This window comes from Pseudomonas syringae pv. coryli str. NCPPB 4273, from assembly GCF_000972175.1.
Classification (GTDB): Bacteria; Pseudomonadota; Gammaproteobacteria; order Pseudomonadales; family Pseudomonadaceae; genus Aquipseudomonas; species Aquipseudomonas syringae.
Window position 1 is genome coordinate 16,819 of record NZ_AWQP01000045.1, and the last position, 17,911, is coordinate 34,729.

A 17,911-nucleotide genomic window follows, 5' to 3' on the forward strand; every position below is an offset into this window, starting at 1 on the left:
TGAGGGCCCATAGCTCAGTTGGTTAGAGCAGAGGACTCATAATCCTTTGGTCCACGGTTCGAGTCCGTGTGGGCCCACCACCTTTGAAAGCCGCGCATTGCGCGGCTTTTTGCTGTCTGCCAAAAATATGGACACGCCATGTGGTCCACAGGTACAAAATCAGTACAGTGCCAAAGCAACGGTACGTTTTTGGAGACGAAATAACATGACCACCATCGTCAAAACACACGCTGGCATCTGAAAAGCCTTGGTGCGGAAAACCGGCTGGCCCGCCAATGCTAAGACCTTTCGTACAAAGCGCGATGCCGAAGACTGGGCCCGTCGCACAGAAGATGAAATGGTCAGAGGCGTGTACATCCAGCGAAGTGGCTCCGAGCGAATGACTCTGGTCATGGCCTTGAAACGCTAACTGGCAGAGATCAGCCCAACGAAGAAACCGACGACCCAGCGCGCTGAGACAACCAAGGCTCAATAATTGATCATCCATCTGGGCAAATACTCGATGGCAGCGCTCTCTGCAGAAATCATCGCTAATTACAGAGCTACGCGTCGGGCATCAATCACCAGTCGGGGCAAGCCAACGAGCAACAACACCGTGCGTCTGGAGCTGGCCCTTCTGAGCAATCTGTACACCGTGGCCATTTAGGAGTGGGGGCTGGGGTTAAGCTTCAACCCAGTGCTGAACATCCGCAAGCCAAGCCCCGGCGAAGGCAGAGATCGGCGCCTATCTGCCGAAGAGGAGCGTCGGTTGCTAGCTGCAGTAAATGTTCACAGTAATCCCAGTTGGATTGTTCGAATCGCCTTGGAGACAGGCATGCGCTCGTCAGAGATAACATTGTTGCGCCGGCATCAGGTTGACCTGAAAAAGCGCGTGGTACGCCTATCTGACACAAAAAATGATAGCGCTCGCACCGTGCCGCCAACCCGGTTAGCCACTGACACCTTCCAACTGGCGATGAGCAACCCTATTCGATCAAACGATTGCGACTTGGTGTTTTTTGGGGAGCCTGCCAAAGAGGGTAAGCGCAGCGCATATGCCTTCACTAAAACCTGGGGCAAGCTGAAGACCAAGCTGGGGATTCCTGACCTTCGCTTTCATGACCTTCGCCATGAAGCAGTCAGTCGATTAGTAGAGGGAGGTATTTCTGATCAGGAGGTGTCAGGCATCAGCGGGCATAAGTCGATGCAAATGCTCAAGCGCTACACGCACCTGCGAGATGAGGGTCTGGTGGGCAAATTGGATAAGCTAGAGGCAAGAAAATCCTGATTGGATAACTGCTCGAACTTACACAACGGTTTTAGTCGACTAGAGAAGTCACTCGCCTAAGATTTTCGATGCTCATTTTGGCCATGCCATACACAGAACGACCCGAAACGTCTCTTCATCACTGTCACGAACCGACCGACTATATTGAAAAGGTCGCTTTCTCAAGTCGTCATCGGGCTGATCGGTGAAAGCGCCTTTTCAATACGCGGCTACGTGAAATCTGAGTCCGAATACCTATCCGGTGATTTCAGATTTAAATCTCAGGCGCATACTTTTTTGCCGTAAAAGCTGCGCCCGACTTTTTTCAACAGAGTTCATCAGGAGCTGCCATTCGTTACAGTCATCTCTGAGCCAAGCACAGCAACTGGTCATCACTGAAGCCCAAGATCTATACATAACTTATATAATTTCGCTTCAAACAATAGGCGGTAATATCAGGTAGACCTTTGGCATTTTTTAATACGCCATAAGAGTAATTAGGATGATATAGTCTAGGTTGAGAGTAAAGAATTTCTGATCTATCCGAAAACTCAGGAAAAGCGAGAGCCATTGCAAGGGCGTGCGGTTTCGGACCGAGTGGAATAAAATCAATATTACGAGTCGTTTCTCGACACGTAGTGCGTATCCAGTCAATAGTTGCAAATAAATCCATTGCATGAATTCTCTTGATCTCGGTTTGCCGATCCAATGCAGGTGCGAGCTCATGAAGCAACTTCCAGCTTCTCCTGAATCCTGGAGAACCAGGTGGAAACGGAAATATGAACTTTGGAGACTTGCCTCTATTCTGCTCTAGCAGCTCGGCAAGATTGAAAGCCATATAGCCAACACTGACAATTACCGTTGAGTCGCCAGAGCTTTCGTTAATCCGACCGAATCCGGGTAGAGCTGCTGGAGGCTCTGCATCCTCAGTGAATTGCCCCTCTTTGTAGCCTTCTGGTCTTGTATAACAAATCACCAGATCTTTTACGTTAGGCAACGACATCAAGCGCTTTACCGCAAAAAGGAAAAATCTCTTAGGGAGTGAGCTGATATCCAACAGTATAGAAACTTCAGACTGCGAAGCAATCTGATTCACCATTTTGTACCAAACCCCAGGTTCAGCAAGGAGGTCTTCCTGAACCATTTCAACACGTTTCTCCAAATGCTTTGCTAAGGCTGCCTCGTGAACATCTGTAATCCTCTCTATTTCCTCTGAATAACGACTTTCAGGATCTTTAATCCTTAGGCAAATGTTATCACCTAGAAAATTGCTAGTAGAAAGCCACTCCGCTACAGCTGTACACCTTGGTTCGAAAGAGGCACAAAAAACACCTTTCCACTCAGTTACTCCGATTTTGGGCAGGAGCCACTCAATATTACCCCAAGGATTTATTTTGGTATTGGGCAAGTCCATCAAAAAAGCTCGCTCTGAATTGGCGGATCAAAATCTTCAATGTTTTTGACTCTTGTACTTGGAGAGTTTCCGACTAAAATATCGTTCAATTCAGCAAGCGTAGTATAGATTGGCTCTTTCGTACGAACATGTGGAATGCGGAAATATGGACAAAGCAATGGATTCAAGTACCATTTTATACGCGGAATCCCATCTAGACTTTTCGTAGTATGTTCCGACTCAATTAAATCACCTTGATCACGGCAGCTTTTCAACAAATCAGTAACCGGTAGCGATTTCTCAAAATCTCTTTTGAATATCGAGAAGCCAGTATGACCAGGATACGAGAGAGAACGATCGTTACGGATCGATGTTGATAGCCAAGCTCCGAGAGAATTTATGAAAGAGAGCCTTTTATCACCATCTGCGCCCTCTCTTAATTTATCCGCCCAAATTCTACTGGCTTCATATATACCAATAACTTGTTTATCCATACTTATTTCTGGCAGATTGGTTTTCTGGAGCTCTTCATCTGGAGTACTCCTAAGCCACGCGGCCCAGATAGCTCGGCAAATCGTCATAAACGCAAGAATATTCCATCCAGACAAATCAAGAATGTGGCGATCACCACTCCAAATAAGCATTTCTTTTGCGTCTCCTGCAAGCTGAATCAAAGCTGCCTCATTCCGCTCTTTAATCCAGTAGGGCCGGTCCTTCCAAACAAGAGGCAATTCGACTGTTGTAGAGAGATAAACCTTTTCCTTTTGTTGTTGTTTTTGTCGAAGCCATACCTCGCTTAGCTTGGCAGCCAGTGGATCGACCTCCCATAATCCAGCTATAGTTTTCCTCCATTCAGCGGACCACTCTGAAGGAATATTTAGGCTAAATGGTTTTTCTTTTACGTAGATTCTTGCGCGCTGCGCAGGTGTTAAAGTTTTTCCAAAAACAGCTCTTAATAAATTTAAATTATTTGGGGCCAGATCAAAGCCGTAAGCAGTCAACCTACGTTTAAATACATCCCCAGCAAAGTCATTGAAGGAAATCCCCAGAGACGATTTTTCATGCCTCTTTAATATTTCGTCAATATCGATTATTGAGTAGTCCCTCATATTTTCTAAATGAGCGCCACTGCCCCAAATGGTTACATCAGAACCCCATGCATAGTGTCTTGTGCCAACGCGATATGCCACTCGGCCGTCTCGCATAGCTAATGCTCTATTAATTACTTGACGGAAAACCCTAGCGTTTCCAGACGTTTTTTCGAGCTCATATAACTCTTCGTGCTGATCTATTCGCAGATAAACAAGAGTTTGATGCGAAATCACCCCCGCCTGTCTTAATGCATCTGCAAGTACGGCTGTTGGCTCACCGATATCTGTTTTGGTTGACTCTACATCAGCCGCCAGGCTATCCGTATTAAAGTTGAAGTATTTACGATACTCCGTAATTCGGTTGTTAATTTTCTTTTCGACCGCATCAAAACTTACGCAGTCATCTAAATAACCATACCACGCGGAAGAATCCTTAAGACATTTTGTCAATTTTTCTTGGGTATGATTGGTCCATTTAACTGGCAACTCCGACTTTAATACATCATCTTTAGCCTGCTCGTTCGCAAGGTACTTAACATTTGCGATTAAATCTTGAATAAGTATGTAATTTACATAGTCAGCAAATGTAGTAGCTGCCCAATCTCTTCGCTTTTCAGAAGGTAGCTCAGACAATCTTGACGCGACAATCCTGGCATTATCTCTGATTAGATGAATACCTGCTGCGATGAAAGACTTATAACTGTTCGGCGCGGGATATTTGGCGCCGGAACGAGCATATGCAACTCGGGTGCGCGTATTTAGCAGACTCAACAACATGCTTTTGCCACTGCCTTGGCGACCTTTTATCACAACATTTCCAGTACCGAATAGCTCTTCAGAATGAGAAGCGACAACAGGGCTAAACATCTTAACAAATTCGTCAGGAGCCAGAATCTCCGTAACCCAAAGATCATGAAATGGATTATCAAATCTATTCATTTTGTAACCTTCAGTTCTCTTTCAGAGCGTGGAAAGATAGGCGTCCACGTGCTACTCGCCTGGTGATATATAGGAGGCGTATTATTTGGGCAATTACTATACATAACTACAAGACTGCCTATCTCTTTCCACCCAAACTCATTTCCGTCAAGAAGGCAATCCATTTTCTCATAACCTGTCTTTAGCACATTTCTCAGTTTTGAAAAAAGTGAGGGCTCACCATCAGTTGGATCTTTTGAAATCAGGCATGAATCACTAAGCACTGAAACCGGATAATAATGAAGATTTTCATTTTTGAGTTTTTCAACTGCCGCTCTGACTTCCCTATCTCCGGGAGCACAAATAATCAATGGTATTATTAAGATTGGACCTTTAAAATTTTCTGACGCGAATTTTAATGCACGGCATAGCTGACCACCAGAGCCTACAAAGTCCTCAATTAACACAAGGTACTTTATTCCTTTTTTTATTCTGTAAGCATCTATCTTCTCAGCAGTCGCAAGTTCTTTTAAGCTCAACCAGTCAGGTCGAATACTTTGCCCTTCAAGCCCGGTTATATGAAGAAAGCTGTTAATTCTTAAACTATCTGTAACAGGGCACGGCCAAGTTGCTTTCAACTCTCCCACTAGCTGTTCAACTGCGTCATCACTAAAGATATCGATTCCTGCAATATCCGTTAACCACGGTTTAATGATGTGCTCATAGGCGCAACGGTAAAGTTCTTCAAACTCTTGCTGCCCCACAAAGAAAAGGTATTCAATAGATCTAAAAGCAATCCAACGATCTTCATCACTTTCAAAGCACGCGAGCCAAGACTCTAGCCGAATCATAAAGTCTCGGCTGATCCGCTGCGAAATTTTCTTTGTTGGCTCGAATTGATGAAATAAATGTGTAGCCAAGGTCTCGTATTGACCACGCAACCGGCTCGCGCGCAACGCTCTATTATTATCAGTAGGATGCTGATCTCTTTGTAGTTTTTCGATTATCTCAAGAGTGTTCGCCATCATGGCTTCCCTGAAAGTGCTTTACTGACCATATTCCCTATTACCAACCCCATACTCGGGGGGACTGCGTTGCCAACCAATCGAAACTGCTCTTGTATAGGGCCATGAAACACGTAACTATCCGGAAATCCTTGAACCCTAGCTGCCTCGCGCACACTAAAGCCCCGATGTTCAACAGGATGGAGAAAACATCGGGGATCTCCAAACCGTGTATCCACCGTATAGGATGCACCGTCAACTGCTGGCCTGCGATATTTACCATTAAACGTATTTTTCAGATCTACATACGACTCAAATTTTCGCAAATAACCTTTATTAATAAGCGAATTAATATCATCACTTACTTTTCTTTTTAGATCCAGATAAACATCTTTAGGAGTAACAGGATCCGCATCACCGAAACTCCTCCTTCGAATGCGTCTACGCAGTTTCATAATGCTGAGCAATACTTCTTTTTCATCTTTAGTAACTTGACCAAAAACGTTCGGGATGTCCCAGGTATGAACAGATGCGCTCCCTCCTCTAACATTACATAGCTTTTGTCCAGGTAGAATTTTTTTTGCTATCTCGTACTCACTGGAGTCAATACTGAAAGACTTTGGCTCATGATTTGGGAGCATCGAAACTCCGCTGAGAGTGTCCATTAAATGGACAGCCTCACGAGGCTCTACCTCAACGTCTACTGAAATACTTTTCTTCCACGCAATTAAAAAAGCGCGCTTTCTAGACTGGGGCGTACCTACATTACGAGCGTCTAGTATTAACGTATCTGTTTTGTAACCTGCTGAATTGAGCTTTTTATGCGCGAGGTTCCAGTATTCTTTATGATCGCCTTGCAGAATCCCTAATACGTTTTCAAAAACCATTATCTTTGGCTTCACTCCAATCGCTATCTTAACGGCAGCCTGAAGCAAGTGATTTCTTGGATCGTCTAGATTCCTCTTCCCCACCGTCGAAAAACCCTGACATGGAGAACCAGCCACGACGACGTCGCAATCAATCTTATGTGGAAGCCTTCCGTTCGAAAGATCCCAAATATGAGCGTGATCACCAATATTATTATGGTAGTTTTCGACCGCAAGCGGCCAGATATCGAAGGCAGCGACAGGCGTGAATCCGGCCTGAATGAATCCTAAATCAAGCCCGCCACAGCCTGAAAACAAGCTAATGAATCGGAGAGGCCTAGCTTCTGTAGATTGAGCGTTTGCTGTCATTTGTGATTCAGTTATCGGCGTAAGCGGCGCGTGGAGCCGCCAACCCCCGTCAGTTTCTCCGGGACCAGTTATGAGTATACCGAGATGTCATGATGGGGCCCACTCAAATCGCTGGCCATATGATACAGACGGTGGCACAGCGTCCATCCCCATCAGATAAGCGCCTGGCCCGATAATCTGTAGCCGCCGCGTGCCGGCGCAGCATCACGCCCCCATTGCCGATACCGCCACAACCACCCATTCGAATCGCGCCTGCTCATATGGCGCGCCGCATTCGAGCAACTGATCGGCATGTTGGGCTTTTCTGGATTACTCATCAAGGGTATGAGCTGGCTGAGAGTAGCGGGCACCCAACCTAACGTCATCGCCACCAATCAAAAGCACCAGCCTTTTGCGAACCTAATATTTGAATCCCAGCGATCCAAGTTCTGATGGTCTTGTATGGGTGTTAGCAGCTTACGCAGCCAGTATAGGGAGCTCCGTTTTTCTCGGCTTCGCCAGAGAGCTGTCGATGCAAGGACTCGGATTTGGCAAAAGCGAGCCGCAGTACCTGCTTATGATCCTCTCATTACTAATCCTGCCACCCTACCATGGAGGAAATTGCATTCAGGCAGTTCATCCTTGGCATGCTGCCGTTCAAGCAAAATTTCTTGATAGCTACTGTGGCAGTGACCCTTTCATCAATCTGGTTTATGTACGCGCACTTAGGCCGCTACGATTTCTGGCCCACACACGCGTTGATGCTTACCCTAGGCATGATTTTTTCTGTGGCGAGGATTCAGACAGGCGGACTTTGCTGCCGGTGGTTCTGCACAGCGCGGCGGTGGCAATTGCTGTTACCGCCAACTTCTTTTGGGGCGCTCTGGGTGGGTGAGCTTTTGCGTAATCGTTGTGAATGGTTTCAGACATTCCTCGATGAAGACGGTGATGAACAACTCCCATAAAGAGACGCAGATAGCCTCCGACGGCGTGATACAACGATGAGGGCTATCCGAAAAAGCTGAGGGTTGGCTATCCGCCGAAATCGGATGCATCCCCAAAATGGCATCATAATGCTATCATCAGAATTCCAAGCAAATCAGATTTGGTGACCACATGGAAATAGGTGATAAAACAGCAGCGGGTTCTGCCATCGCCACTGGTGCGGCAGCTGGCATAGCCAATGCTTCGATAGTTTATGGTGGAGCTGTTGCTGCTGCGAATGCGGCAGGCCTGACCGGTGCGGCAGCAACCAGCTCCGCGCTAGCCACGCTCGGAGGAGGTGCCGTCGCTGCGGGTGGAGGTGGAATGGCCGCAGGCGTTATGGCTGTGGCCAGCGCAGCAGCTTGGCCTGCGGCTGCAATTGCGGTTGCCGGGTATAGTGGTTATCGTTTGTACAAGTGGCTGAAATAAGCGGTAAATCCCATAGCCTGATGAGATTGGAATAATCAGACGACTTGGTGGTCTGCTTTAAAATTTCAGGATCATTTCGACTAGTTGTTGGATTAAAAAAGACCCGTACCATTTTTTTTGAATGTTCTGCTCTGTACGAACAGGGATTCAGTGGATCGGGGCCCTGATGCGACAAAAAGTGGCGTAAAACCCACATGTACTCCTTGTTATATGACTGTAAGGAAGCAGCCTGAATGTTTGAAAGTTTTTATGCCAAAGATTGGGTCCAAGTCTTGACCGCCTTTGCCTTTTTAATAGTAATCCTATTCACGCCTCTGATGTATTGGCGTATCAGCCAAAAACTAGAGGGAGATATTAAGAAAAAGTTCATCGAAGCAGCTTTCGACATCTATGGTGTGGTGTTTTTCCTCCTGATTGCACCTGCAGGCTACCTCGTCCTTTATTTTTTTGGATCTCAGTCTAAGTTCATGCTGAACGACCCCATGGCTTGGGTTTGTTTTGTAGGCGGCGCAGCTGCAGTTTACGATCTGATTCGCAGCAGGCTGGCACTGAAGTCCGCTAAAGACTCGTCTCGCTGCAATAAACGGACTGAATTTATTTTTATGCTCGAAAGATTAACCAAGCTTGCGCTATGCCTCTCATCGATTCCACTGCTTTACGGGATGGTGATGATTGGCGTGACAAACCTTATGGACCCAGCCTCTATTAACAACATGATGTGGTTCTTAACATTCATGATAACGGGCTTGGCAGTTACCTATGCCGTTGCTTCCAAATCACTCCTGCTCGTTTCACAAGCCTATGCATCAAACCCTGAGCTTGGCTGCTAAGCAGTATGAGACGGGAAAAGAGGAATTTTCTACTTCCCCCATGCGCTTCGACAAGCTAGCGAGAGGTATTGCAGTGAGTGCGTCATTGGCTTGAGCCATGTCATGGCGGATTTGTGACGCGGTAGCGGCGTACCGGTACAACAGCGGTACAGTAATGACCTATCGCAGATTTCCAAAAACTACGCCAAACCCACGGTTTACGGTGCTTTCAGCTTTGTGTACTTACGCTAAGCTATGTGTGGTTTTACTAAGCTTGCAGAGTTTCTAGGCAACTCATAATCCTTTGGTCCACGGTTCGAGTCCGTGTGGACCCACCATACTCAAAGCCGCGCACTGCGCGGCTTTTGTGTTTCTGGTGAGGTCCTCTCAGATACAGTCCTGTAGTGGTCTAGTGATTCCAGACACTCATTCAGGCGAGAATATCGCCAGATAGAAGTGTCTGATTACCACTACAGCTGCCTGCATGACAGGGACAGGTCAGCTTTTACGCTCTCCCCCTATCCCAGCCTTTCCCGGTGCGGTTCAGGTTCAAGCCCGCTTCGGCAACTTCCAGTTCGGCCGGATGAAGTGGCAGGTATAACCGTTCGGTATCCGCTCCAGATAATCCTGATGCTCCGGCTCCGCCTCCCAGAACTCACTCGCGGGCTCGATTTGCGTGACCACACGCCCCGGCCACAGCTTGGAGGCGTCCACGTCAGCCGCGGTATCTTCGGCAATATCCCTTTGCTGTTCGCTCAGGTAGTAAATCGCCGAACGATAACTTGGCCCAAGATCATTGCCCTGCCGGTTAGGCGTGCTCGGGTCATGGATCTGGAAAAAGAACTCAAGAATCTGCCGGTAGCTGATCACCGCCGGGTCAAACACGATCTCAATCGCTTCGGCATGATTGCCGTGGTTGCGGTAGGTGGCGTTCGGTACGTCACCACCGGTGTAGCCGACTCGCGTATGCAGCACGCCGGGGTAGCTTCGCAACAAATCTTGCATGCCCCAGAAGCAGCCGCCGGCAAGGATGGCAGTTTCGGTTGGGTTGGTCATGGTCTGTCCTTGCGGTTTATGGAGACAGGGATAGTTATGGGGTGATGCCGGGCAATACCAAGCCGGATGCAGTAAAAAACAGGATCGTGTTGCGAAACGAGTAAACGTTTTACAGAAGCCTTGGCGCCTTGCTCCTTTGCCTGCAGTTGCGTCAGAATCCGCCGGCTTGAGCGCTTGAGTCAGCGTTTCCAAGATGGCTCGGTCGCTGACAACTCAGTGATCGGGTTTAGTCGACCCACTACAAACCTGCCAACCAAACAACTATAAGCCCAATCCCCGCGCAAACCTGCCCAGTCATCGACCCTCTCAATCACCCGATCAAAACATCCGATTAGCCATCCTCAGAAACATTCCGTAACGTTGTTTCCCGGTGCGACAGATGCGCGCACCGCTTGAGCTTTTAATCCCCACGCTCAGCCCACGACCACGCACGAGCCCACCATGTCTTTGAACACCCCGCAGCAAATCGCTGAAATTGCCGTCGAAAGCGGCGTCAAGAAAGCCCACCTGGGCCTGTCTTCGTTGATGATTCTGGGCTTTCTGGCAGGGGCGTTCATTGCCCTCGGGTTTCTTCTCGATATTCATGTCAGCACCATGATTCCGCACGAGTGGGCGTCGCTGGGCAATCTGCTTGGCGCTGTGGTGTTCCCGGTCGGGCTGATTCTGGTGGTGCTGGCTGGCGGCGAGTTGCTGACCGGCAACATGATGAGCCTGCCCATGGCGCTGTTCGCCGGGCGTATCGGCCTGGGTCAGCTGGTGCGTAACTGGGTGCTGGTGACGCTGGCCAACCTGATCGGTGCGCTGTTCGTTGCTTATTGTTTCGGCCATGTGGTGGGGCTGACTGAAGGCGCCTTCATGGCCAAGACCGTGGCCATCGCCAATGCCAAGGTGGGGGCCAGCTTTGAACAGGCCTTCATCTCGGGTATTGGCTGCAATTGGCTGGTGTGCCTGGCGGTGTGGCTCAGCTACGCGAGCAAGGATGTGATCGGTAAAGTGGTCGGCATGTGGTTTCCGGTGATGGCATTCGTCGCGATCGGCTTTCAGCACATCGTCGCCAACATGTTCGTCATTCCTGCAGCGATCTTTGCCGGCGCCTTGAGCTGGGCGCAGTTCGGCGACAACTTCGTTCCGGTATTTTTGGGTAACGCGGTGGGCGGCGCGGTGTTCGTCGGCCTGGCCTATCACTTGGCCTTCTTCAATGCGGCAACACGACCTGCTGAGCTATCCAGGACCAGCGGCGCGCAAGCACCGGAATAATCTGACGCCATATAAGCTCTGCGGTGAGAAGAGATGACGACCGCAGAGCTGAAAGTTCTGCGGGGGGTGAGTGTCAATGTGGCTCAACAGGCCGCAAACCCCAATAGCGGAGAGCACCGCCTGAGCTCAGAGGACGAGATCAATCAAGGTGCCGCATGCCGCTCAGCCTGATTAGGGTACTCCATCAAAACCTGACTCAACGCCACCACACCCACCATCCCCTCCCCCAATTCAACCTCAACCCCCACACCCTGCAGCCCGCCCTCGGCTGTCCACTCCTCAAGCGCCAAGCCATGCAACTTCAAAAAAGCTTCGCGCCTGCACCATGCCTTGGCGAACGCAATCGGGCGAACCGACTCGGGCGTGCTTGACAGACCGGTAGCAACATCAGCCCCCAGATAGTCCTGCGCGACAGCGTGCCAGTCTGGCACCGCCTGAACCTGCATCAAGTCCACGCCCACTGCGCCTTGGAGATTGATGGCAGCCAGCGAGCATCCGGCTTCGTGGCTGATGGAAAATCCGGGCTCCGGCAGCCCGTCGATAAGCAGTCGCGGCGCGACACCTGAGGCGCTGATGAACGTGATCGCCCCGGATGGCAATTCGAGCCACTGTTCCACGGCGGTACGCACGCAAGTCCGAATGCGGTTTCTGGCTTCATCCCTTGCACAGCCCGGCCTGGTAACGCAGCTGACCAGCAATACATTCTGCCGAGGGAAAGGCTTTGGAGGAGCAAGCCGGCCATCTTCATCGAATGCCCAGCTCGCCCCGCACTTCATGCCCTGTCAGGTGACGCGGGACAACCAGCCCAACGGCTGCCGGCAGGGATGTGTTCGCCCTTCATCACCAGGGTCAGTGCGCCAAGGTGCGCATCGTTGCCGACGACGGCGCTGTACAGCACGGCGCTGCGTGGGCCCATGTACACGCGCTGGCCGATGCTGACGTGGTCGATCTTCATGACTCGGTCTTCGAACAGGTGGGTCTGCGGGCAGGCGCCGGCGTTCAATTCGCTGTCTGCGCCGATGCTGACGCAGTCGAATTCGGTGATGTCGGTCGTGTCCATGTAAACCCCGCGACCAATCTTGCAGCCGAGCACATTGAACGCCAGCGGCAACCACGGCGTGCCGCGCAGGTAGCGCATGAAGTTTGGTGCGGCCATGCCTTCATACAGACTGGTGATGCCCTCCGAAAGCCATACGAAGGGCGTCCACATCGGGTCAGCGCGTTTGCGATAGCGGCCCATCACCAGCCATTTCAGGGCCGCGATCAGCAGAAAGTTACCCACGCTGTACGCCACGCCGATCACTGCAAGGTAGGCCAGCACCGCGCCCCAGCGCTCGTCGTCGGCGAGTGGCATCAGGTCAAGCATGACCGTGTAGCCGACGGCGATCACTACCGCGTGCGGGGTGACGATGCGCACGCCTTCGACAAGGCCGCGGGCCAGGCGGCGCAGTGGTGAAGGTTTGAAGGTCAGCGATTCAGGAGCGCCACTGACCTGCTCGCGGGCCGGCAGGTGGATCGGTGGGGAGCCCAGCCAGGTGTCGCCGTCGACCATTTTGCTGTTGTGCGGTGCGCAGGAATGGACGCCGATCAGGACGTTTTCCGGCAGTACCGTGCCGTCCGCGATGTATCCGCCGTTGCCGACAAAGCTGCGATGGGACACGACCGTGGGCTGCATGGTCATCCAGCCGCCGTCGATGCGCTCATCACCGAGCATCACCGCATCGGCGATAAAGGTTTCATCGCCCAGGGTCAGCATGTCGGGGATGACGCCCTGTGCACTGGAGATCTCGGCGTCGCGCCCTACTTTCGCGCCCAACAGCCGATACCAGAAGGGCGAATACACCGTGGCGTAGATGCCGGACAGCACGTTGAGGCTCGCTTCCTGAATCTGGCTGATCAGCCATTTGGCGCAGTAGGTATTGCTGTGCACCTCATAACGACCCGGTTTGAGGCGCGGGAAAACGAGCCAGCGCAATGCCGCCGACGCCAGAACAGTCGCGACAATCAGCACCGCACTGGCCGGGAAGGCGATCAGGAAATAGCGCGCCAGTTGTCCCAGTGGTCCGCTGCCCTCGAACCATGGCAAGACGTTCTGCGTGTCGAACCAGTCGATCAGGAAGAAGGTCGGGAAGACCGGGATGAAGAATAACGTCGCGATCAGCAGTACGCCGAAGGCGAAGAACAGTTTTTCTGCCCGCAAACGCGCAGGGCTGGTCACAGGCCGCGCAGGTTGACCGAGCGTATCGAACGCGCCGACATCACGCGCTGGCGAGCCCTGCCAGATGCGTCCAGCGGGAACTTCCCGACCATCGGCCATGGCCGATTGGGCTTCCAGATGCCCCCACGGGCCTACAGCCGTATTGCCTTCCATGATCACGTAAGAGCCGACACAGGCATTGTCCTGCAAGGCGATACGCCCCAAATGCAACTGGCCCCGTTCAACCCGCGCATTTTCGAAGCTGACACCGTTGCCGACGCTGACCCCGTCACCGATTTCCAGCAGGTCATGAGCCCGTACTGTAGCCCCGCCGATAATCACGTCCTGCCCGATTTTCGCGCCCAGTGCGCGCAGCCACAGAGGATAAAGTGAAGAGCCGCTCAGCAGATAAGTCGGCGCCGACTCGACCATGCGGTCTGCGGCCCACCAGCGAAAGTAGGTAACGCCCCACAGCGGATAGATCCCAGGCTTAAGGCGGCCGACGATCAGCCACTTGGCTGCCAGCGCGATGAAAAACTGCAGAACGGTGGCAATCAGAAACACCGAGATCGACGCCAGAGTGGCCAGCGCGACAGAGTCGTCGGGCGAGCCGGTGAGCAAGTGGTAGGTAAAGAACGGTGCGAGCCATTGGGTCATGCGCAGGCTGACCATGACCGGCAATGCCAGCGCCTGGGCCACGCCGCAGCGCCAGCGACGCCAGGCTGACGGAGGTGTCCACTCCACCGGCGCGTCCACCTCTTGTGGCGCCTGGTCCAGCACTTCGGCAATCGCCCCGATACGCCGATGCTGGTAAATGTCGCGCACCGTGACTTGGGCGAAGCGCGGGTTGGCCCGCAGGGCCGAGGCCAAACGCGCGGCAAAGAACGAATGCCCACCCAGATCGGTAAAAAAGTCCGCATCGCGACGGATCGGCATGCCGGGGAACAGCGTGCTCAGCGCGGCAAAAAGTGCAATCTCACCTTCGGTTTGCGCCACATCAGAGTCTGCGCTGGCGGCCTTGGCATCGACCGTCAACGGCCGGGCCTTGAGCGTTTTGCGGTCGATTTTGCCGGACGTGAGGCGCGGCATGCTGTCGAGCAATTCGAAGTGTCCCGGGACCATGTACGGCGGCAACTGCGCCTGCAGGGTTTTGCGCAACTGACTCGTGAATGCGGAAGGCGTCGAGGTGTCGCTCACCAGATAGGCAATCAGCTGATCAACGCCCGCCTCGTTGCGCAACAGAACGGCAACGGTGCCCACGCTAGGCTGTTGCGCCAACAGCGATTCAATCTCGCCCAGCTCGACACGAAAGCCCCGAATTTTTACCTGATCGTCGGCCCGCCCTAGGCACTGCACCTGCCCTTCGTCGTCGATCCGGGCAAGATCGCCGGTTCGATACAAGCGCGCATCGTGATAGCCGGTGGACCATGGGTTCGGCAGGAATTTTTCCTGGGTCAGGTCCGGTCGGCCAAGATACCCCTCGGCCAGGCCGGGGCCGATAATGCACAGCTCACCGACCTCACCACGCGGCAGCAGGCTGGGCGCCAGGGTGCTCCCGACCGCAGAATCGTTGGCGATGACCAACAGCCCGTAATTGGGTAACGGTGTGCCAATCGACACCGGGCGACCACGCGACAGACGCGCCAGGCTGGCCGATACAGTGGCTTCGGTAGGGCCGTAGGTGTTGAACATCTGCCGGTTCGGCGTTGCCCAGCGATCGACCAGCGATTCAGGGCACATCTCGCCGCCCAGGTTGATCAGGCGCAGGCCGGGAACGTCTTCGCTGAACAGCGCCAGCAAAGTGGGCACCGCATGCAACACGCTGATGCGCTGCTCATTCAGCAAACGCGGCAGGGTTTCGGGGTCACCACTGGTTTCCTTCGGGCCTATCCACAGCGTCGCGCCCACCAGATAGGCGATCCAGATTTCTTCGAAGGACATGTCGAAGGCCACGGAAAAGCCCTGGTAAACCCGGTCGCTGGCCCGAATGCCGAGTATCGCGTTCTCGCTGCGCAGAAAATGGCAGATGCTGCGCTGGGAAATCAGAATGCCCTTGGGCTTGCCCGTAGAGCCGGAGGTATAGATCACATAGGCAGGATGGTCGGGAAGCACACCACTGCGGCGCACCAACGCTGCGTCGTTCGGCCTCAGCAGATTTTCGGCAGTCCACACCTTCAAGCCGGTATCGGCCAACACCGGCATCAACGCATCACAGGAAACCAGCCCGACTGCGCTGGCGTCGTCCAGGCAAATCTGCAGGCGCTCCACCGGCGTGTCCTGATCCAAGGGCAGCCAGGCAGCGCCCGCCTTGGCTATGCCGGCCTGCATGACCAGCAGCTCGATGCCGCGTGGCAGCCACAGACCGACGATATCCCCCGGACGAACACCCGCATCGATCAGCGCAGAAGCCACCTGATCGGCCTGCCGGTCCAGCTCGCCATAACTGATCTGACGCTCGCCGAAGATCAATGCCACTTGCTGCGGATTGCGCCGGGCACTGGCTTCCAGCAGATCGGCCAGCACTTCCTCACGTAGCAGCTCAGGTTGAATAGGACCGTAAATCACATCCAGCGATTGTTCGTTCTGGCCTAGCGTCGACAGGTTCAGGTTATTCATGGCAGCAGGTATTAGCTCGTCTGAAGGAGGTGCCTGAGATTTTCTGGTTATGAGCCGGTCCGTCAGCGATTGGCGCGAATTCTGTGGTGGTTGCGTGTCCGGAATATGTCCGTTTTGATACATTTTGGCTGGAGCGCTGCAGCTCTCACCGAGGCAAGAGAACAGGCTGGCAAGGCGAATATGGCAAAGGCTGGCTGTACGAATCTTGAACAACAAAACGAAGGTGGCGGATTGCCCACCAGGTGTTCATGTGTCGGACTTGTAACTCAATGAGCAAAAGCAGGGGTCGTTGAACAGCGCCCTGGTCCGGGGCTACAGCTATACGCCGGTCCGGTTGATCCATCAGGAATGCGGTGTGAGAGTCACCCTCCACATTGCCGCGCGAGTTACAGCAGACGCCTCACACTTCGGGTTCAATGACTCACAGACCGTGATGAGCTCTCACGTAATCCGTGCCGCCTCGATGAGCACATCTGGACGGTGAGCCGAATAATCACCACAATCGGCTCACTCCATGAGCCGATTAACTTTTTATTCGGCTCACTGCATAGGCAGATACGATGTCCGAACATCTCTGGATCTGGCAACAGCCGAACTGGCCACGCTTCCATTGGCGCGAAGAACGCCTTGCACCGTTGATACGAGCGTGCGCCAAGGCTCAAGGTCGCTTGCTGGGTATGAGCCGTGCAGTGGGTGGCGATGCGCAAATGTGCGAGGGCTTGAATGCCCTGCTGCAGAATATCGTCACTTCGTCCGCCATCGAAGGCGAGCGACTGAATGCAGATTCTGTCAGGTCGTCGCTGGCACGCCGCCTGGGGATCGCCGATGACGGCAAGCATAGCCCTCGCAGCGAGGGGTTGGCCGAGCTGATGCTGGACGCCACACGTGGTCATGATCAGCCACTTGACTTGCAACGTCTGTGTACCTGGCATCGCTGGCTGTTCCCGGAAGAGGACAGCTTTGTGTCTGCTCGCATCCTGGTCGGTCAATTGCGTAGCGACGAACCTATGCAAGTGGTCTCAGGGAGACTTGATCGACCCATCGTGCATTTTGAAGCGCCACCGCGGGCTGGACTTGAGCAACAGCTGGACGATTTTCTCGACTGGTTTGCCAGCAGTCAAAGTGATCCGACGCTCGATCCATTCGTGCGGGCAGGTATCGCGCATTTCTGGTTTGTAACCCTGCATCCGTTTGACGACGGCAATGGTCGCCTGACTCGGGCCATTACAGACCTGGCGCTGACTCAGGGCGATCAGCAAGCCATACGACTGTTTGCCATGTCCGCCAGCATCCTTGCTGACCGCGCCGGCTATTACCACGTTCTGGAGACCAGTCAGAAAAGCACGACCGATATCACCGAGTGGCTGGAATGGTTCCTGCGCACATTGTTGAAAAGCATTGAAAACGCCTTGGTTCATATAGAACGAGTACTGGGCAAAACGCGATTTTGGCAATTACATCGCGACAACGACCTGAGCGCCGAACAGGTCAAGGTGCTGAATCGGCTACTGGATGGCGGCGAGCGTGGCTTTGAAAACGGTCTGAGCGCAGCGCAGTATCAGGCAGCGGCGAAGGTCTCGAAGGCCACCGCTACCCGCCACTTAAGTGATCTGCTTGCCAAAAACTGCCTGGTTCGCCTACCCGGTGGAGGCCGCAGCACTCGCTACCAGATCAATCTGCCCTTGCCGTAGAACCCT

11 protein-coding genes, 1 tRNA gene and 1 pseudogene are annotated in these 17,911 nt (G+C 52.8%); 6 read left to right on the forward strand and 7 right to left on the reverse strand.

From position 1 onward, the window contains the following. Positions 1 to 3: 3 nt before the first annotated feature. Together P406_RS18320 and P406_RS18325 are read left to right on the forward strand one after the other, a co-directional pair. Positions 4 to 80: transfer RNA gene (locus P406_RS18320), tRNA-Ile, on the forward strand. Positions 81 to 247: 167 nt separating this feature from the next. Next, positions 248 to 1,267: pseudogene (locus P406_RS18325) on the forward strand (site-specific integrase). A 388-nt stretch (positions 1,268 to 1,655) separates the two neighbouring features. Here P406_RS18325 and P406_RS29010 read toward each other — a convergent pair. From P406_RS29010 to P406_RS28055, 4 genes are read right to left on the reverse strand one after another with little or no spacing between them, the layout of a single operon-like run. Next, the gene (locus tag P406_RS29010) at positions 1,656 to 2,660 is read right to left on the reverse strand and encodes a hypothetical protein (RefSeq protein WP_144430823.1); all 1,005 of its coding nucleotides are present in this window, start codon (positions 2,658 to 2,660) and stop codon (positions 1,656 to 1,658) included. Next, on the reverse strand, positions 2,660 to 4,669 hold the full coding sequence (locus P406_RS18335; protein ID WP_046236947.1) for an ORC-CDC6 family AAA ATPase: 2,010 nt from the start codon (positions 4,667 to 4,669) through the stop codon (positions 2,660 to 2,662). The genes P406_RS29010 and P406_RS18335 overlap by 1 nt, the downstream gene beginning before the upstream one ends. Then, positions 4,666 to 5,673 carry a phosphoribosyltransferase-like protein gene (locus P406_RS18340; RefSeq protein ID WP_046236948.1) on the reverse strand — a complete coding sequence of 336 codons (1,008 nt, stop codon included), beginning with the start codon at positions 5,671 to 5,673 and terminating at the stop codon, positions 4,666 to 4,668. The genes P406_RS18335 and P406_RS18340 overlap by 4 nt, the downstream gene beginning before the upstream one ends. After that, positions 5,673 to 6,887 carry a DNA cytosine methyltransferase gene (locus P406_RS28055; RefSeq protein WP_082100855.1) on the reverse strand — a complete coding sequence of 405 codons (1,215 nt, stop codon included), beginning with the start codon at positions 6,885 to 6,887 and terminating at the stop codon, positions 5,673 to 5,675. The genes P406_RS18340 and P406_RS28055 overlap by 1 nt, the downstream gene beginning before the upstream one ends. 626 nt (positions 6,888 to 7,513) lie before the next feature. On the opposite strand from P406_RS28055, the gene P406_RS18350 reads away from it, so the two are divergent. After that, positions 7,514 to 7,831, forward strand: a complete 318-nt coding sequence (locus P406_RS18350) for a hypothetical protein (RefSeq protein WP_370737609.1) — start codon at positions 7,514 to 7,516, stop codon at positions 7,829 to 7,831. Positions 7,832 to 8,512: 681 nt separating this feature from the next. Then, entirely contained in the window at positions 8,513 to 9,109 is a 597-nt protein-coding gene (locus tag P406_RS18355; protein ID WP_046236950.1) for a hypothetical protein, read from the forward strand. A gap of 528 nt (positions 9,110 to 9,637) precedes the next feature. Here the strand turns inward: P406_RS18355 and msrA are convergent. Further along, the gene (msrA, locus tag P406_RS18360; protein ID WP_003316223.1) at positions 9,638 to 10,144 is read right to left on the reverse strand and encodes a peptide-methionine (S)-S-oxide reductase MsrA; all 507 of its coding nucleotides are present in this window, start codon (positions 10,142 to 10,144) and stop codon (positions 9,638 to 9,640) included. A 441-nt stretch (positions 10,145 to 10,585) separates the two neighbouring features. Between msrA and P406_RS18365 the strand changes: the two genes are divergently transcribed. Beyond that, the gene (locus P406_RS18365; protein ID WP_046236951.1) at positions 10,586 to 11,401 is read left to right on the forward strand and encodes a formate/nitrite transporter family protein; all 816 of its coding nucleotides are present in this window, start codon (positions 10,586 to 10,588) and stop codon (positions 11,399 to 11,401) included. 143 nt (positions 11,402 to 11,544) lie between these two features. On the opposite strand, the gene P406_RS18370 is transcribed toward P406_RS18365, so the two are convergent. Continuing rightward, entirely contained in the window at positions 11,545 to 12,177 is a 633-nt protein-coding gene (locus P406_RS18370) for a 4'-phosphopantetheinyl transferase family protein (RefSeq protein ID WP_046236952.1), read from the reverse strand. Continuing rightward, positions 12,174 to 16,214: a Pls/PosA family non-ribosomal peptide synthetase gene (locus P406_RS18375; RefSeq protein ID WP_046236953.1), complete on the reverse strand. Its 4,041-nt coding sequence runs from the start codon at positions 16,212 to 16,214 to the stop codon at positions 12,174 to 12,176. The genes P406_RS18370 and P406_RS18375 overlap by 4 nt, the downstream gene beginning before the upstream one ends. Before the next feature lie 560 nt (positions 16,215 to 16,774). Between P406_RS18375 and P406_RS18380 the strand changes: the two genes are divergently transcribed. After that, entirely contained in the window at positions 16,775 to 17,905 is a 1,131-nt protein-coding gene (locus tag P406_RS18380; RefSeq protein ID WP_046236954.1) for a Fic family protein, read from the forward strand. The last annotated feature ends 6 nt before the right edge of the window (positions 17,906 to 17,911 follow it).